At 73.0% G+C, this 17,564-nt stretch carries 14 protein-coding genes; 9 read left to right on the top strand and 5 right to left on the bottom strand.

What is annotated here, in order from left to right; all coding sequences use genetic code 11:
- The first annotated feature begins 17 nt into the window (after positions 1-17).
- Positions 18-2,117, top strand: a complete 2,100-nt coding sequence (gene ligA, locus FO059_RS11020; RefSeq protein WP_168226615.1) for an NAD-dependent DNA ligase LigA — start codon at positions 18-20, stop codon at positions 2,115-2,117.
- A gap of 10 nt (positions 2,118-2,127) precedes the next feature.
- On the opposite strand, the gene FO059_RS11015 is transcribed toward ligA, so the two are convergent.
- Positions 2,128-2,784 carry an ACT domain-containing protein gene (locus FO059_RS11015; protein WP_143908756.1) on the bottom strand — a complete coding sequence of 219 codons (657 nt, stop codon included), beginning with the start codon at positions 2,782-2,784 and terminating at the stop codon, positions 2,128-2,130.
- Between the two features lie 225 nt (positions 2,785-3,009).
- On the opposite strand from FO059_RS11015, the gene gatC reads away from it, so the two are divergent.
- The gene (gatC, locus tag FO059_RS11010; RefSeq protein WP_143910672.1) at positions 3,010-3,309 is read left to right on the top strand and encodes an Asp-tRNA(Asn)/Glu-tRNA(Gln) amidotransferase subunit GatC; all 300 of its coding nucleotides are present in this window, start codon (positions 3,010-3,012) and stop codon (positions 3,307-3,309) included.
- Complete coding sequence (gene gatA, locus FO059_RS11005; protein WP_143908754.1) at positions 3,306-4,790, top strand: Asp-tRNA(Asn)/Glu-tRNA(Gln) amidotransferase subunit GatA; 1,485 nt, start codon at positions 3,306-3,308, stop codon at positions 4,788-4,790. Before gatC ends, gatA begins: the two co-directional genes overlap by 4 nt.
- A gap of 72 nt (positions 4,791-4,862) precedes the next feature.
- Here gatA and FO059_RS11000 read toward each other — a convergent pair whose 3' ends face one another.
- A complete protein-coding gene (locus tag FO059_RS11000; RefSeq protein ID WP_143908752.1) occupies positions 4,863-6,290 on the bottom strand; it encodes an alpha/beta-hydrolase family protein in 1,428 nt (475 codons plus the stop codon).
- Positions 6,287-7,102 carry a hypothetical protein gene (locus tag FO059_RS10995; RefSeq protein ID WP_143908750.1) on the bottom strand — a complete coding sequence of 272 codons (816 nt, stop codon included), beginning with the start codon at positions 7,100-7,102 and terminating at the stop codon, positions 6,287-6,289. The genes FO059_RS11000 and FO059_RS10995 overlap by 4 nt, the downstream gene beginning before the upstream one ends.
- 347 nt (positions 7,103-7,449) lie before the next feature.
- Between FO059_RS10995 and FO059_RS10990 the strand changes: the two genes are divergently transcribed.
- From FO059_RS10990 to gatB, 5 genes are all read left to right on the top strand, one after another.
- Positions 7,450-8,661, top strand: a complete 1,212-nt coding sequence (locus FO059_RS10990; RefSeq protein ID WP_233267106.1) for a sensor histidine kinase — start codon at positions 7,450-7,452, stop codon at positions 8,659-8,661.
- 4 nt (positions 8,662-8,665) lie between these two features.
- Positions 8,666-9,328, top strand: a complete 663-nt coding sequence (locus tag FO059_RS10985) for a response regulator (protein WP_143908746.1) — start codon at positions 8,666-8,668, stop codon at positions 9,326-9,328.
- A gap of 248 nt (positions 9,329-9,576) precedes the next feature.
- Positions 9,577-10,467 (top strand): glycine-rich protein, encoded by an 891-nt coding sequence (locus tag FO059_RS10980; protein ID WP_233267105.1) that lies wholly within the window; start codon positions 9,577-9,579, stop codon positions 10,465-10,467.
- Between the two features lie 161 nt (positions 10,468-10,628).
- Positions 10,629-11,663 (top strand): ATP-dependent 6-phosphofructokinase, encoded by a 1,035-nt coding sequence (locus FO059_RS10975; RefSeq protein WP_143910670.1) that lies wholly within the window; start codon positions 10,629-10,631, stop codon positions 11,661-11,663.
- 86 nt (positions 11,664-11,749) lie between these two features.
- Positions 11,750-13,258 carry an Asp-tRNA(Asn)/Glu-tRNA(Gln) amidotransferase subunit GatB gene (gene gatB, locus FO059_RS10970; protein ID WP_143908744.1) on the top strand — a complete coding sequence of 503 codons (1,509 nt, stop codon included), beginning with the start codon at positions 11,750-11,752 and terminating at the stop codon, positions 13,256-13,258.
- Positions 13,259-13,320: 62 nt separating this feature from the next.
- Here gatB and FO059_RS10965 read toward each other — a convergent pair whose 3' ends face one another.
- Entirely contained in the window at positions 13,321-14,415 is a 1,095-nt protein-coding gene (locus tag FO059_RS10965; RefSeq protein WP_143910669.1) for a PQQ-dependent sugar dehydrogenase, read from the bottom strand.
- Positions 14,416-14,600: 185 nt separating this feature from the next.
- Between FO059_RS10965 and FO059_RS10960 the strand changes: the two genes are divergently transcribed.
- Complete coding sequence (locus FO059_RS10960) at positions 14,601-15,572, top strand: DoxX family protein (protein WP_233267104.1); 972 nt, start codon at positions 14,601-14,603, stop codon at positions 15,570-15,572.
- Positions 15,573-15,677: 105 nt separating this feature from the next.
- Here the strand turns inward: FO059_RS10960 and ilvD are convergent, their stop codons facing one another.
- Positions 15,678-17,519: a dihydroxy-acid dehydratase gene (ilvD, locus tag FO059_RS10955; protein WP_143908742.1), complete on the bottom strand. Its 1,842-nt coding sequence runs from the start codon at positions 17,517-17,519 to the stop codon at positions 15,678-15,680.
- Between the last annotated feature and the right edge of the window lie 45 nt (positions 17,520-17,564).

The raw sequence follows: 17,564 nt of genomic DNA, 5'->3' as shown, positions 1-17,564 counted from the left end.
GGCGTTAACCTGGACCGGTGATCGAACCGCACCCTGAGCAGACCCCCACCCCCGGCGAGGCGCGGGCGCGCTGGCGCGAGCTGGCCGACGAGGTGCGCGAACACCAGTTCCGCTACTACGTCAAGGACGCGCCCACGATCTCCGACGCGGAGTTCGACAGGCTCCTCGGCGAGCTCACCGCACTGGAGGAACGGTACTCGGATCTGCGGGTGCCGGATTCGCCCACGCAACTGGTCGGCGGCGCCGGTTTCACCACGCAGTTCGCGCCCGTGGAGCATCTGGAGCGGATGCTCAGCCTGGACAATGTCTTCAGCACCGAGGAGCTGGCCGCCTGGGTGCACCGCACGGAGGCGCAGGCGGGCGAGGCCGTCGACTATCTGTGCGAGGTCAAGATCGACGGCGTGGCCATCGACCTGGTCTACGAACGGGGACGCCTGACCCGCGCGGGCACCCGCGGCGACGGTCGGGTGGGGGAGGACGTCACGCTCAACGCCCGCACCATCGACGACATCCCCACCCGGCTCACCGGCAGCGACGAGTTCCCGGTGCCGGAGGTGCTGGAGGTGCGCGGCGAGGTGTTCTTCCGCCTCGAGGATTTCGAAGAGCTCAATGCGGCGCTGGTGGCGGAGGGGAAGGACCCGTTCGCCAACCCGCGGAACTCCGCGGCGGGGTCGCTGCGCCAGAAGGATCCCGCGGTGACGGCGCGCCGCCGGCTCGGCATGATCTGCCACGGCATCGGGCACCGGGAGGGCTTTGCGCCGGTGTCCCAGTTCCACGCCTACGAGGCGCTGTCCGCGTGGGGGCTGCCCGTATCGGCGCACACCACCAGGGTGCGGGGTGCGGACGCGGTGCTCGAGCGGGCCGGCTACTGGGCGCAGCACCGTCACGACATCGAGCACGAGATCGACGGCTTCGTCGTCAAGGTCGACGGCATGGCGCTGCACGACGAGTTCGGCGAGACGGCGCGGGCGCCGCGGTGGGCCATCGCGCTGAAGTTCCCGCCGGAAGAGGTGAACACGCTGCTGCTCGACGTGCGGGTGGGAGTGGGTCGCACCGGCCGGGTGACGCCGTTCGCACTGATGAAGCCCGTTCTCGTGGCGGGATCCACGGTGGCGCAGGCGACCCTGCACAACGCCTCCGAGGTGGAGCGCAAGGGCGTGCGCGTGGGCGACACGGTGGTGATCCGCAAGGCCGGCGACGTCATCCCCGAGGTGCTCGCCCCGGTGGCGGACGCGCGCCGCGGCGACGAGCGGACGTTCATCATGTCCACGCACTGCCCCGAGTGCGGCAGCCGGGTCGCCGCGGGCAAGGACGGCGACGTGGACCTGCGCTGCCCGGATACCCGGCATTGCCCGGCCCAGCTGCGGGAGCGGCTGTTCCACCTGGCCGGGCGCGGCGCATTCGACATCGAGATGCTCGGAATGGAGGGGGCCACCGACCTGTTGCGCACGGGCGTCCTCGCCGACGAGGGCGACCTGTTCACGCTCGACGAGGCCGCACTGCGCCGGACGGCGGTGTACACCACCAAGGGCGGTGCGGTGTCGGCGACAGGCAAGAAGCTGCTCGAGCATCTGGCGTCCGCGCGCGACCAGCCGCTGTGGCGGGTGCTGGTGGCGCTGTCCATCCGGCACGTCGGCCCCACGGCGGCGCGCGCCCTGGCCACCGAGTTCGGCAGCCTCGAGGGCATCGAGCAGGCCGACGAGGAGCGGCTTGCCGCCACCGAGGGCGTGGGCCCCACCATCGCGGCCGCCATCATCGAGTGGTTCCGCGTGGACTGGCATCGCGAACTGCTCGACAAGTGGCGCGCGGCGGGCGTGCGCATGGCCGACGAGCGTGACGAGTCGATCGCCCGCACCCTGGAGGGGCTCTCGATCGTCGTCACCGGCACGGTCGAAGGGTTCACCCGCGACGGCGCGAAGGAGGCGATCGTGAGCCGCGGCGGGCGCGCGGCGTCGTCGGTGTCGAAGAAGACGGCGTTCGTCGTGGTGGGCGACGCGCCCGGGTCCAAGTACGACAAGGCGCTGGCTCTGGGGGTCACGGTGCTCGACGCGGACGGCTTCCGCCTGCTCCTCGACGACGGGCCCGAGGCGGTGCGGCCGGCGGAATCGGAGCCGTGATCCGGCCGCGCTACCGGACGACGGTGCCGATGATGCCGGTGATGTAGCCCAGGCGCGCCACCTCGGCGGGGCGGAACTGCGGGCCGCCGTTGCGGCCCAACAGCAGCACGGGCCCGCCGTCGCCGATCGGCGCGGCCGCCAGCGCCATCCCCCCGACGCGCCAGGCCTCCGGCACCCAGTCGGCGTCGGTGCGGACCACTTGGGCGGAGCGCACCGTCTCCTGCGCCGGCCGGTCCGGCCAGGTCTCCGGGGTGCCGGCGCTGGCGTGCAGGGGTGCGGTCCCCGGCCGGCCGTCCGCGTTGTCGAGGACCGCCGCCCAGTGCACCTGGAGCGCGCGGGGAGCGGCATCGACGAGCCGCTGCAACCCGCGCCGCGGCGCACCCGCGACCAGCTCTATCAGCTCGAGCTCCCGGTGCGTGTCGAGGTTGCCGACGAACGGCCGGATGGCGTCGACGACGGTGTCGTCCATCGCCTCCGCCGCGGTGATGAGCACATCCGGCAGCGCCCCGGTGGGAAGGTTCACCACGATGTCGTCCACCGCGTATCCGCCGCTGCGCTCGATCACGTCGAGCGACTGGATGTCGGCCCCGGCCTCGCCCAGCGCGAGCGCCAGCAGGCCCAGGGTGCCCGGGCGGTCGGGGAGGACCACACGCAGCAGGTACGACAAAGCCGGCTCCTCAGCAGTTCACTTGCGGTGTCGGTCCATTGTGGCACCGCGGCCGCGGTGCGCGTCGGCGGCGAGGCCGTGCGCGTCGGGCCCGCCGCCGGGCCGTAGAGTTGAGCCGAACCAGCGTCGGGCGGGATCGGTGCCGGGTCCGTCAGCGGCGGGCCTTACGGCGGCAGCCGATCCGCCGGTAGGCAGGCCGCCGTGGCGGCCGGAAAGGGGCACCGGGTGCCGGAGATCTCCCGCGACGAGGTCGCACACCTCGCAATGCTGTCGCGACTCGAGCTGAGCGAGGCCGAGCTCGACGGGTTCGCCGGCCAGCTCGACGCCATCCTCGGCCACGTCAAGACGGTGTCCGAGGTCGACACGGCCGACGTCCCCCCGCTGTCCGAACTCACCGGCGTGACCAACGTGGGACGCGCCGACGCCATCGCGCCGGGCCTCACCGCGGCGGAGGCGCTCTCCGGCGCGCCGTCGGTGGAGGACGAGCGCTTCGTCGCACCGCAGATCCTGGGAGATGAGCAGTGACCGACCTCACCCGCCTGGCCGCATCCGAGCTGGCCTCGAAGATCCATGCGCGCGAGGTCTCGTCGGTGGAGGCCACCCGCGCCCACCTCGACCGGATCGGGGCGGTGGACGACACCGTCGGCGCGTTCCTGCACGTGGCCGGCGAGCAGGCGCTGGCCACCGCGGAACAGGTGGACGCGGACCTGGCCGGCGGCGCCGCGCCGGCATCGCCGCTCGCCGGGGTGCCGTTGGGGCTCAAGGACATCCTGACCACCACGGACATGCCCACCACCTGCGCCTCGAAGATCCTCGAGGGCTGGGTGTCGCCGTACGAGTCGACGGTGGTCGGCAAGCTCCGTGCCGCCGGCATCCCGATCCTCGGCAAGACCAACATGGACGAGTTCGCGATGGGCTCGTCCACCGAGAACAGCGCCTTCGGTCCCACCCGCAACCCGTGGGACACCGACCGCATCCCCGGCGGCTCCGGCGGCGGCTCGGCCGCAGCGCTCGCCGCATTCGAGGCGCCGCTGACCATCGGCACGGACACCGGCGGGTCGATCCGCCAGCCTGCCGCGCTGACGGCCACGGTCGGCGTCAAGCCCACCTACGGCACGGTGTCGCGCTTCGGGCTCGTCGCCGCCGCCTCGTCGCTGGACCAGGCGGGCCCCTGCGCGCGCACGGTGCTCGACGCTGCGCTGCTGCACCAGGTGATCGCCGGGCACGACCCGCGCGATTCCACGTCCATCGACTCGCCGGTGCCCGCCGTGGTCGACGCCGCGCGGGCCGGCGCGCAGGGCGACCTCGCCGGTGTGAAGGTGGGCGTGGTCCGCGAGCTGCACTCGGACAGCTACCAGTCCGGAGTCCTGGGCTCCTTCGACGCCGCAGTCCAGCAGCTCAAGTATCTCGGCGCCGAGGTCGTCGAGGTCTCGTGCCCCGCGTTCGAGCACGCGCTGGCCGCGTACTACCTGATCATGCCGTCCGAGGTGTCCTCCAACCTCGCGCGGTTCGACGCCATGCGCTACGGGCTGCGCGTGTCCGACGACGGCGCGCACAGCGCCGAGCAGGTCATGGCCGCGTCGCGGTCCGCCGGCTTCGGCCCGGAGGTCAAGCGCCGCATCATGATCGGCACCTACGCGCTGTCCGCCGGCTACTACGACGAGTACTACGGCCAGGCGCTCAAGGTGCGTGCGCTGATCGCCCGGGACTACGCGAAGGCCTTCGAGTCGGTGGACGTGCTCGCCTCGCCCACCAGCCCGGTCACGCCGTGGAAGCTGGGCGAGAAGGTGGACGACCCGCTGGCGATGTACCTGTCCGACCTGTGCACGCTGCCCACCAACCTCGCGGGCAACTGCGCCATCTCGGTGCCCTCCGGGGTCTCGGCCGACGACGGCCTTCCGGTGGGGCTGCAGATCATGGCGCCGGCGCTGGCGGACGACAGGCTCTACCGCGTGGGCGCCGCCTACGAGGCCGCCCGCGGGGAGGTCGAGTACCCGCAGCTGTAGCCGTACGGACGATCACCCTTCGATCCGAGCACCGAGTCCCGCCGCAGGCGCGGGAACCGGTGCTCGGGTGGTCTACGCGACGCTCGGGTCGGTGCGGGACGGCCCCGGGCAGGCCGGCAGCCCGCGCACCTGCCCGTCCCCGTACACGTGGCCGGTGCCGGGCGGCCCCGACCGGGATGTGATCACATCGACGCTGCTCTGCAGGAAGCTCACCACCGGGATCCACGGCGGGGCCGCCGCTCCCGTGGCGCCCCCGGCGGGCCGGACTGCCGTCTCCGGATCCCAGTTCGGCACCGGGTCCGAGTCGTTGACGACCACGCTCGAGCGCGCCGGCACAGGGTCGGTGAACCGCGCCGGCGGTCCCACCCACAGTGCCCCGCAGAGCATCTCGCGCGCTCGCGGAACCTCGGCGAGCGCCCGGGAGCCGGCCGCGGCGCCCATGCTCTCGCCGTAGACGTACAGGTCCGGGCGTGCGGCCGCCGGAAGGCCGTCTATGCGGTCGGCGACGGCCGAGATCAGTGCGCCCGCGGCCGCGGCGGCGTCGTCGGGCGCGAACAGGTAGGACACCCAGCTGGGCGCGCTCGAATACTGCATGCCCACCTCGGCCACGTCACCGCCGAACAGTTCCTCGAACCCGGCCGCGGCGGTGCCGTCGATCCAGCCCGAACCCGTCGGGACCATCACGACCACTGCGCTTCGGCCGAGTCCGCCGGCGCGCACCATGTCGTCGGCGGCGAGGGCGGCGCGCGCGGAGACGTCCGCCGCGGAGCCCAGCCCGGCGTACGCGCGCACGGCCCCGGGATGCGAGGTGTCGGCGACGAACCTGCGCCCGTGGTCGCCCAGCGTGTCCCAGTCGATGAGCGATCCGGGGCCGCCCGAGCGGGTGCTCATGGTGGTCGCTGCCGCGGGATCGGCCGCGGGCCGGCCGTCCAGCGCGGCCGCGCCGGACACGGACCCGAACGCGACGAGCACCACGGCCAGGGCGGCGACGGCCCGCGGCCGCGCACGGATCAGGCGTACGGCGCCGAGCACCGTCACGCACACGGCCGCGGCGATGGCGGACACCCCCAGCCAGTAACCGCCGGACGGGTGCCCGCCGGAAACGGGAAGCGCCGACACGCGGGCCCACTGCGCCGACCACGCCACCGCCGCGGTCACGGCGCCCGCGCACCCCACCGCCGTGGCGATCCCGGCGCGGGAGCGGCCCGGCGAGCCACCGGGGCGGCGGACCATCCGAGCCCACAACCACGTCACCAGCACGGCGAACCCCACGCCGAGCACCGCGAACACTCCCGCGGCGAGCCCCTCGACCAGCATGCTGCGCGGCATGATCCCGGGGTAGACGCCGGCCGCTGCGCCGGCCGAGCCGCCCACGAGGGTGCGTGTCCGCGGGACGAGGGCGCGGGCGACCGCGGCGGCCCGCGTTCCCGCGAGGCGGGGGAGGGGGCCGCGCGCCACGCCCCCGGGAGCGAGGACCGGCAACGCCGGCATGGCCGTCATGCGGGCACCCCCGGCGCACGCAGGGCGGCCCGGCGCTGCGCGGCCCGGACCCGCCCGTCACCGGGAGCGCCCCGGGCGGGACGGGCTCGCCGGGATCGGCGGATCGCGCCCAGGGTGCCCGACCCGGCCGCGAACACGGCGCCCGCGGCGCCGACCCCGCCTAGCGCGTACAGCCCGACGTCCTCCTGCACGGGGACGCCGTAGTCCTGCCGCCAGGAGTTGACGCCGACGGCCGTCGCGGCGGTGTCGGCGGCCGCCACGCAGGCGGCGTCGCGCGGATCGCACGCGTCGTGGAGGCGTTCGGCGAGCTGTGCGTCGAGCCCCCGCCGTGCCCACGGGCCCAGCGGTGCACCCTCCGCGTCGGCGTAGCGCAGCAGGTCGTAGCCCAGGTCGTGCGCTTGGCAGGCGCCCGAGAACGCGGCGGGGAGCGGGACGGGCGAGGAGCAGCCACCGGCGGGGTTCACGAGCATCCCGTCTGCGACCGCCGGCCGGTATCCCGCGGACGCGGCGAAACCTTCGGGCATCGCGTGCAGTGCGGCCCGCGGAGTCGTGTGCAGCAGGGCGTCGACGGCCCGGCCTGGCGCAGAGGAGCTGCCGCCGTCGGCGGCCGCCGGGTCGTGTCCGGCGCCGCTCGTGGCCTGGGCGGGCATCGCGAAGGCGAGGGCGAAGGTGCCGGCGGCCGCGAGGACGGCGAATGCCGCGAGCGCGAACAGGATCTGCGCGGGGCGCCGCGTCGGCCGGCGGTATTCGGCCATGCGCCGGCGGGGCGCGGGGGCGGGCGGACTCTCCAGGGTCGGAGTGGAAGTGGGCATGCAGCTGACGCTATGAATGCCGGGCAGACCACCACATCACGCGGGCGGGCCCTTCGGGGTGCCCCCGGCGGGGTGGTCCGGCGCGCCGGCTCACCCCACGGTGGTACCCGGGCGGATACCACAGGGTGATGTGCGGTCCGGCCGCCCAATTTAGACTCGTGCCCGTGAGGATTCGGCGGCGGGCGCGCGGGCGCGACCATGGTGGCGCGGACCGCGGGCGCCGTCGTCCGCGGCCTCGTCTGCCGCGGCGCCGTCCTTCTGCGGACGGCCCGTCTCGCAAGGAACTCCGGGCTCGGAAGCGCGAGGAGAAGCGCGCGGGCTCGAAGGCCCGCAAGGGGCTTCGCCACGTGCGGGCCCTATTCGCGGGGCGCGGCGAAATCACCCTGATCGTGCTGGTCACGGGAATCCTGTACGCGATCGCCTGGCCGACGCTGCAACTCACCCACCAGGTGCCCGCGCCGCTGCAGCCGCTGATCGCCGGGCTCGCGGCGTTCCCGTTCGTGCTGGTGCGCGCCAATCCCGTTCTGGGCTGGAGCATCTCGATCGCCGCAGCCATCGTCATCCCGGTGGCGTTCAACGCCGCCCCCGGGGCGCCCGGCGGTCCGCCCTGGCAGGTGGTGCACATTCTGGTCCTGCTGGCCCTGTATATCGCCGTGTGCCTGACGGAGGTGCGGGCGCAGGTGGCGGCGGTGTGGGTGGGGACGACCATCGTGTTCGCCCTGTTCGCACCGGGGTCGGACTGGTTCGGCTGGGTTGTGGGCCTTACGGCGATCCTGGTGTTCACCGTGCTGCTGCGGCGGTTGTGGCTCTCGCGACGCCAGCTCGAGCGCCAGGAGCAGCTCAGCCGGACCGAGCGCAGCCGCAGGGCGGTGCTGGAGGAGCGGGCACGGATCGCACGCGACCTGCACGACGTCGTGGCGCACCACATGTCGCTCGTCGTCGTGCAGGCGCAGACGGCGCAGTACCGGATCGGCGGGCTCGGGCCGGAGACCACCGCCGAGTTCGATTCGATCGCCGGCACCGCGCGCGAGGCGCTCGACGAGGTGCGGGCGATGCTCGGCGTTCTGCGCAGCGACGAGCACACCGCGGAGCGCGCGCCGCAGCCGGGCGTCGACCGGATCGGGGAACTGATCGAAGGGAGCAGGCGTGCGGGCATCGACGCGCGCTACGAGGCGACGGGCGACGCAAGCCGGATCCGCACTGCCGCGGGGGTCGTGCTGTACCGGATCGTCCAGGAGTCGCTGTCCAACGCCACCCGCCACGCGCCGGGGGCCCGGGTGCAGGTGTCGTTGTGTGCGAGCGAGCAGGAGGTGACGGTGCGCATCGCCAACGGCCCGCCGAGCGGGGCGTCGGGGGGCGGATTACCGGGTCGGAGTGTGGTCGACGGGGACGGAGACGACGGGACCGGGGGCAACGGGATCGGGGGCAATGGGATTCGCGGGATGCGGGAGCGCGCCGCCGCGGTGGGCGGAACGTTGACGGCCGAGGCGGGGAGCGACGGAGGCTTCGTGGTGCGCGCCGTCCTGCCCGTCGCCGAACCGGCGCATCAGGGAGGATGAGCGGGTGACGATCACGGTGTTCATCGCCGACGACCAGGCGATGGTCCGGCAGGGGTTCGGCGCGCTGCTGGCGGCGCAGACCGACATCAGCGTGGTGGGGGATGCGGCGGACGGGCGCGCGGCCGTCGCCGAGGTGCGCCGACTCCGGCCGGACGTGGTGTTGATGGACGTGCGGATGCCGGAGATGAACGGCATCGACGCCGCCCGGGAGATCATGGACGCGCACCTGGACCCGCCGGTGCGCGTGCTGATGCTCACCACCTTCGACATCGACGACTACGTCTACGACGCGTTGCGCGCCGGGGCCAGCGGATTCCTGCTCAAGGACGCGCCCGGCGACGAGCTGGTGCGGGCGGTGCGGGTGGTGGCCGGAGGGGACGCGCTGCTGGCCCCGTCCATCACCCGGCGGATGATCAGCGAATCGGTGCGCCGGCGCTCCGCCGTCCGGTCCGTGCCGCCGGGGCTCAAGGAGCTCACGCCACGGGAACGCGAGGTGCTCGAACACGTCGCGCGCGGGCTGTCCAACGGCGAGATCGCCCAGGCGCTGTTCCTGTCCGAACAGACGGTGAAGACCCACGTGGGCAAGGTGCTGGCCAAGCTGGGGCTGCGCGACCGGGCCCAGGCGGTGGTGGTGGCCTACGAGAGCGGCGTCGTCACGCCGGGGTGAGAGCGTCCGTGGTGCCCGCTGTGGGGGGTGTGGCCGCTGTGTCCGCCGACCAAGTGTTTTCTGCACGTTTCGCGATGCCGGCGTGCACTTTCCGCTTGGTCGGCGCGTGATCTGCGTCCGGTGCCGGAGGTCGTTACTCAATTGCAATAAAAACACTCTGAAATATACGTCATTTGGCGGATGTGCCGCTGGTCGCTTCTGGTGCACCGTGGAGGGGTCCATCGGAATTCAAGTGTTGGGAGAGTGCGATGCAACGACGGCGATCGGCCGGGAGGACGGCCGCGAGGGCGGGAGTGGGGTTCGCGACGATGGCGCTTGCGGGGGCCGCGGCGGTGGCGCTGCCGGGGGCTGCCGGAGCGGCAACGTTGCCGGAGAACTGCACGTCGTACACGCCGCCGTTCGCCTCCACACAGGTGGTCTGCGACTTCGCCTTCACCGGGGCGGCGCAGACGTTCCACGTGCCGGACGGGGTCAGCGAGCTGGATGTGACGGCGGTCGGCGGGCAGGGGCAGAGTGCGAATAGATCAGGGGGCCTCGGCGCGAAGGTCGACGGGACAGTCGATGTGCAGTCAGGCGCGGACCTCCAGGTACTCGTCGGAGGCGACGGTGGCGACGGCGGATTCAACGGGGGCGGCTACGGTAACGGCCGTGGGGGCGGTGCCTCCGACGTGCGGACATCTGATGCGCTGGACTCCAGGCTCATCGTTGCTGCGGGCGGCGGTGGAGCCGGAACCGACCGTGATGGCGGGAACGCAGGCGAGGATGGTCAAGGCAGTGGTGGGGGAACGGCTGCCACGGTCGATGCTCCCGGCGTGGGCGGCGGATCGGGGGATTACCGAGGCCATGACGGTGCACTCGGCGTCGGCGGCGCGGGTCACTGGGCCGGCTTCGATATGTCCGGAGGCGGGGGTGGTGGCCTCTATGGCGGTGGCGGTGGCGGCGGCGACGATGCGTTTCTCTATCCCGGCGGCGGCGGTGGCGGCGGCTCCTCGCTGGTGCCCGCGGGCGGTTCGGTGACCCTCGCCGGCGAGGACCAGGCTCCGTCGGTGACGATCTCCTACACGATCTGCACCGGATCGGTGTGTCAGATGGCCGGGAGCCTGGGGAGTCTGGGGAATCTGTTCGGCTCGCTGAGCTGACAGGAGGGGCACCAGCGCTCGATCAAGCGATCCGGGTACGTCTCCGCGCGGAGACGTACCCGGATCGCTTGATCGAAGCAGCGGCGCCACGAGGCTGCGCGCACAACGGACCCGCAGCGGCCTTCGACCTGGCACGCTGGGGGCCGGAGGTGTTCACAGCCATGCGCATCGGAATCCTCACCGGCGGCGGCGACTGCCCGGGCCTCAACGCCGCGATCCGCGGCATCACCCGGGCGGCGCTCGACCAGTACGGGTCGACGGTGGTCGGATTCCACGACGGCTGGCGCGGCCTGCTCACCGACAGCCACCGGGAGATGTCCGGCGGCCAGCGGCTCGACCGCATCCTGCCGCGCGGGGGCACCATCCTGGGGACGGCCCGGGTGAATCCGGAGCGGCTGAGGGCCGGTCTCGGCGACATCCGGGCCACGCTCGAACGCAACCGGATCGACGCGCTGATCCCCATCGGCGGGGAGGGCACTCTCAAGGCCGCCCGGTGGCTCTCGGACGAGGGGGTGCCGGTGGTGGGGGTGCCCAAGACCATCGACAACGACATCGGCGGCACCGACTACACCTTCGGGTTCGACACCGCGGTGTCCATCGCCACCGATGCGATGGACCGCCTGCACACCACCGCCGAGTCGCACCGGCGGGTCATGCTCGTCGAGGTGATGGGGCGGCACACCGGGTGGATCGCGCTCCGCTCGGGCATCGCCACCGGCGCGCACATCATCACCATCCCCGAGGACCCGTTCGACATCGACGAGATCTGCGGGTTGATCCGCGCCCGCTTCGGCCGCGGGGACCGGCACGTGATCGGTGTCATCGCCGAGGGCTCGGTGCCGCGTGCGGGCAGCGGTATGGCGCTGCGCGACGGCGGCGTCGACGAGTACGGCCACGAGATCTTCACCGGCGTGGCCGCGCAGATGGCCCCGCTGATCGAGCGGGACGCCGGCGTCGAGGTGCGCACCACAGTGCTCGGCTACATCCAGCGCGGCGGCACCCCCAGCTCCTATGACCGGGTGCTGGCCAGCCGGCTCGGCGCGCACGCGGCCCGCGCGGTGCACGACGGGGCGTTCGGCACGATGGCGGCGGTCCGGGGCACCCGGATGACGCTGACTCCGCTGGCCGATGCGGTGTGCGAGCTCAAGACGGTGCCGCTGGAGCTGTACCGGGAGGCGCGGATCTTCTTCGGCTGAGCGCGCGGGTTCGCCGGCGCGGGCGCGCCGTCGGGGAGGGCGCGCCCGGTAGCCGGAGGGCGTCGCGGAGTGAATAGACTCGGGCCATGACTGCAGCCACCGCCGCCAAGCTCATGTCCTACGACGACGTGATCGGACGCTTCGACCCGGTCCTGGGCATGGAGGTCCACGTGGAGCTGGGCACCGTCACCAAGATGTTCTGCGGGTGTCCCACCGCGTTCGGCGCCGCACCGAACACCCAGGTGTGCCCGGTGTGCCTGGCGTTTCCGGGGGCGCTGCCGGTGGTCAACGACAAGGCCGTGGAGATGGCGATCCGCATCGGGCTGGCGCTGAACTGCTCGATCACCCCGTGGGGCCGCTTCGCGCGCAAGAACTACTTCTACCCCGACCAGCCGAAGAACTACCAGATCTCGCAGTATGACGAGCCCATCGCCACCGAGGGGTTCCTCGACGTGGTGCTCGACGACGGCGAGACGTTCCGCGTGGAGATCGAGCGCGCCCACATGGAGGAGGACACCGGCAAGCTCACGCACGTGGGCGGCGAGACCGGGCGCATCCACGGGGCCAGTCATTCGCTCATCGACTACAACCGCGCCGGTGTGCCGCTGGTGGAGATCGTCACCAAGCCCGTCGTCGGCGCGGGCGAGCGGGCGCCCGAGGTGGCGCGGGCCTACGTCACCGCCCTGCGCGACCTGCTCAAGGCCCTCGAGGTCTCGGACGTCCGCATGGACCAGGGTTCGCTGCGCTGCGACGCCAACGTGTCGTTGATGGCCAAGGACGCCGCCGAGTTCGGCACCCGCACGGAGACCAAGAACGTCAACTCGCTCAAGTCCGTCGAGGTGGCGGTGCGTTACGAGATGCGGCGCCAGGGCGCGGTGCTCGCCGACGGCGGCTCGGTGACGCAGGAGACCCGCCACTTCCAGGAGGCCGACGGCAGCACCCGTCAGGGCCGCCGCAAGGAGACGGCCGAGGACTACCGCTACTTCCCGGAGCCGGACCTGCAGCCCGTCGCCCCCGACGCTGCGTGGGTCGAGGAGCTCCGCGGGACGCTGCCGGAGATGCCGTGGCTCCGCCGCGCCCGCATCCAGGAGGACTGGGGCCTGTCCGACGAGGAGATGCGCGACCTCGTCAACGCCGGGGCGCTCGACTTGATCGCGGCGACGGCAGACGCCGGCGCCCCCGCCGATGCGGCACGCTCGTGGTGGGTGTCGTACCTGAGCCAGCAGGCCAAGACCCGCGGCGAGGAACTCGACGCCCTGCCCATCACGCCCGCGCAGGTGGCGGAGGTGATCGCCCTGGTCGCCGACGGCAAGCTCACCAACAAGCTGGCACGCCAGGTGGTCGACGGGGTCCTGGCGGGCGAGGGCGGCCCCGCACAGGTGATGGCCGATCGCGGCCTGGAGGTGGTCCGCGACGACGGCGCCCTGCAGAAGGCGGTCGACGACGCCCTTGCAGCCAACCCGGACATCGTCGAGAAGATCAAGGGCGGCAAGGTGAAGGCCGCCGGCAAGATCGTCGGCGACGTGATGAAGGCCACGCGCGGCCAGGCCGACCCGGCGCGCGTGCAGGAGCTTGTCATCGCCGCCTGCTCGTAGCGGAGCGCCCGGCCCCGGCGGGGCCGGGCTCCGTCGCCCGGGCCGCCGTCGCGGTCCGGCCGTCAGACCCGGCTGCCGCCGCCGCCCGCGAACGGGATGACGACCACCCGGTCGTCGGTGGCCACCGCGCCGCCCGAGGACTTGTTGACCGTCGAGCCCCAGACGGTGCCGTCACCGGCTATGACCGCCGCGCCGAAGTGACCGTACTTGTCCTCGGCGAGCACCAGCGGGTCGCCGGTGACCGCGCCGCTCTCCTTGCTCACGGTCACCGCGGCGACGGACTTGGCGCCGTCGAGGGCGGTGACGACGGTGCCGTCGGCGGCCGCGCAGCCGCCGACCCCCGGCTTGTCCGGCCACGACCACACGAGCGTGGGGGTGGAGCCGTCGGCGGTGATCCGCTGCAGCCGGTCCATCGTCGGCGCGCGGTCGGTGATCCACAGGGAGCCGGTCTGCGGGTCGCGGCACAGGCCGCCCGAGGCGCCGAAGCCCGCGGCGACGACGGCGGGGTTCCGCGCCCCGGGGGCGGGGTCCTGCACGCGCAGCAGCTTTCCGGACAGCGACGCGGGATCGCCACCTCCGCCGGCGTTCCCGGTGAGCACAGTCAGCTGGCGCGGCTCGGTGAAGACGAGGTCTCCGGCGTTGCCGGTGGGGCCCTTCGGGATGCCCGTGAGGATGGGCTTGGGTGCGTCGCCCTGGGTGAAGCGGACCACGCGATTGTCCTGCGGGGTGGTGATGTAGGCGTAGACCAGGTGGTCCTCGGTGAACGAGGGGGACAGCGCCAGGCCGGTGAGGCCGCCGTCGCCCGCGGGATCGACAGGCACGCTCGCGAACTCGGTGGGGTCTCCGTCGCGCGGGACCGCCATGATGCGCCCCGTGGTGCGCTCGGCGACGAGGGCGGTGTTGCCGTCCGGGAGCATCACCATGGCCCCGGTGGTGTCCAGGCAGGTGGCGATGACCGACGGGTCGGGGTCGTCGCAGGGGCCTGTGGGCGGCGGCGGTGCCGGACTCTGCCCGGGCGGCGGGGGCGGTTGCGGCGCCTGCCCCGGGGGCGGCTGCTCGGGCTCGATGCCCGCGCCGGACACCGTCTCCGGCACCGCGTGGAACGGCGCGGTCTCCGCTCCGCCGAAGCGTGCGCACCCGGTGAGCAGCCCCACCATCGCCGCGGCCGCGGCGGCCCCCGTGGCCACCGACCTCAGGGACCGCAGGCGCGCCGACGAATTCCACTCCACGCCCGCCAACCTTACGGAATCCGCGCCGACGGGGCCTGGTCCGGGCCGTGCGGCCGCCGCCACGCCCCGCCGAGGTCCCCGACCGGGACGCGCATACGTTCTAGTCTAGGGCTGTGAGCGACGCATTCCGGCCGTCAGACGGCCACGACGAAGGCGATTCCGCGGCCCCGGACGACTCCGTCCAGCCGCGGCGGCAGGGCGGCGCCCGGACGGGGGCCGCGACGCAGGAGGGGGACGCGGAGACGTCGGCGATGGGCGTGGGCACCAGCCCGTTCGACGAGCCCACCGGCGAGTTCCCGCCGGCCACGGGCGGCCCCGGGTGGAGCGGCATCGGATCCGACGAGCCCGACCCGGAGACCCGGGTGATTCCGCGCGGGCAGGTGATCAGCCGCGAGGACGATGTGTTCGGTCCCGGCGGCGACGAGCAGCAGACGACGCGGATCCCGTCGTATGAGGAATTGAGCGCGGGGGCCCCGGACCCGGCCCGACGCGAACCCGCGGACATCGCCGCGGCGATGGACCAGGCGTTGACGGATTCGCCGGCCAAGGTCAGGCGCGGCACCCTCGACATCGGCCTGCTGGTCATCCGCGTGGTGCTCGGCGGAATCCTGTTCGCCCACGGCCTGCAGAAGCTCACCGGCAACTGGGGCGGCCCCGACCTGGACGGGTTCCGCACAGTCCTGGAGTCGAGCGGGTTCGACTATGCGCACGCGCTCTCGATCGCCGGCCCGGTCGGCGAGGTGGTGGTGGGCGTGCTGCTCGTGGTCGGGTTCCTCACGCCCCTGGCGGCGGCGGGCGCGGTGGCGATCCTCATCAACGCGTGGTGCTTCATGCAGGCGTCGACGCCGGGCCTGCAGTTCTTCACGAACCAGTCCGGGGCGGCCGGGTCGGGCGTGGAGTTCGAGACGATGCTGTTGGCCGCGGCCGTGGGTGTCGCGCTCACCGGCGCGGGTTTGATCTCGCTGGACGTCAAACGCGGGTGGACGCGGAGGCCGTTCCTCGGCTCGTTCGCGTTCCTGCTGCTCGGCGTCGCGGCCGGCGTGGTCGTCTGGGTGGTCTTCAACGGGGCCAACCCCTTCGGCTGACCACCCGCCGGCCGCGTGGCGGGCCGTTCCCGAAAGCGCACCGCTGCCCCTCCCCGCACGGGGAGGGGCAGCGGCGTCTGCGGGGGGGCTGCTCAGTCGACTACGTCAGTCGACTACGCGCACCGCGCCCTTGTCCGCGGACGACGCCATCTTGGCGTAGGCGCGCAGGGCCTTGGTGACCGTCCGCTCGCGGCCGACGGGCGTCCACGGCTGCTCCGAGGCGTCCATCGCCGCGCGGCGACGGGCCAGCTCGTCGTCGGAGACGAGGACCTCGAGCGTGCGGGTGGCCACGTCGATGCGGATCTGATCGCCGTTCTCGATCAGGCCGATGGCGCCGCCCGCCGCCGCCTCGGGGGAGACGTGGCCGATCGAGAGTCCGGAGGTGCCGCCGGAGAAGCGGCCGTCGGTGATCAGCGCGCACACCTTGCCCAGGCCGAGGCCCTTGAGGAACGACGTGGGGTGCAGCATCTCCTGCATGCCCGGGCCGCCCGCGGGGCCCTCGTAGCGCACGACGACCACCTCGCCGGGCTGGACGTTCTTGCTGAGGATCTCCGAGACCGCCTCCTCCTGCGACTCCACGACGTGCGCGGGCCCGGTGAAGCTGAACAGGTCCTCGTCGATGCCGGCGGTCTTGAGCACCGCGCCGTTCTCGGCGATGTTGCCGCGCAGCACGCACAGCCCGCCCTCCACGGTGTAGGCGTGCGCGAGGTCGCGGATGCAGCCGCCCGCGGCGTCGGTGTCGAGCGACGACCAGCGGTTGTCGGTGGAGAACGGTGTGGTGGTGCGCACTCCGCCGGGCGCGGCGTGGAAGATCTCGAGCGCCTCGGCGGTGGCGGTGCCTGAGCGGATGTCCCAGGCCCCCAGCCACTCGTCGATGGTCGGGGTGTGCACCGTGCTCACGTCCTTGTTGAGCAGGCCCGCCCGGTGCAGCTCGCCGAGCAGCGCGGGGATTCCGCCGGCCCGGTGCACGTCCTCCATGTGGTAGTCGGAGTTGGGCGCCACCTTGGACAGGCACGGCACGCGGCGGCTGATGGCGTCGATGTCCTCGAGGTCGAAGTCGATCTCGCCCTCCTGCGCGGCGGCGAGGATGTGCAGGACGGTGTTCGTGGAGCCGCCCATGGCCACGTCCAGCGACATGGCGTTGGCGAAGGCGTCGCGCGAGGCGACGGACCGCGGCAGGACGGACTCGTCGTCGTCGCCGTAGTAGCGCTTCGCGATGTCGACGACGGTGCGGCCGGCGTCGGTGAACAGTGCACGGCGGGCGGCGTGCGTCGCCAGCGTGGAGCCGTTGCCGGGCAGTGCCAGGCCCAGGGCCTCGGTGAGGCAGTTCATCGAGTTGGCGGTGAACATGCCCGAGCAGGACCCGCAGGTGGGACAGGCGGAAGCCTCGACCTCGGCCAGCCCGGCATCGTCGACGGCGTCGCTGGCGCTCGCGGAGATCGCGGTGATCAGGTCCGTGGGGGCCTGCGCCACCCCGTCGACCACCACGGCCTTGCCGGCCTCCATCGGGCCGCCGGAGACGAAGACGGTGGGGATGTTCAGGCGCATCGCCGCGTTGAGCATCCCCGGGGTGATCTTGTCGCAGTTGGAGATGCACACCAGGGCGTCGGCGGTGTGCGCGTTGACCATGTATTCGACGGAGTCGGCGATGATCTCGCGGCTCGGCAGCGAGTAGAGCATGCCGCCGTGTCCCATGGCGATGCCGTCGTCCACCGCGATCGTGTTGAACTCCTTGGCCACCCCGCCGGCCTCGCGCACGGCCTCGGCGACGATCTCGCCGACGTCCTTGAGGTGCACGTGGCCGGGGACGAACTGGGTGTACGAGTTCGCGATGGCGACGATGGGCTTGCCGAAGTCCGAATCGGTCATGCCGGTGGCCCGCCACAGAGCGCGGGCGCCCGCGGCCCCACGGCCGGCGGTGGTGGTTCTGGAGCGGAGTGGTGGCATGCTCGACCTCGTCGTCTCGTCGTCTCGTCGTTAGGCTTGTGGTGG

It is taken from the genome of Tomitella fengzijianii, assembly GCF_007559025.1.
Lineage (GTDB): Bacteria > Actinomycetota > Actinomycetes > Mycobacteriales > Mycobacteriaceae > Tomitella > Tomitella fengzijianii.
The sequence above is the reverse complement of the archived record's forward strand: the minus strand, read 5'-3'. Positions and strand labels throughout refer to the sequence as shown.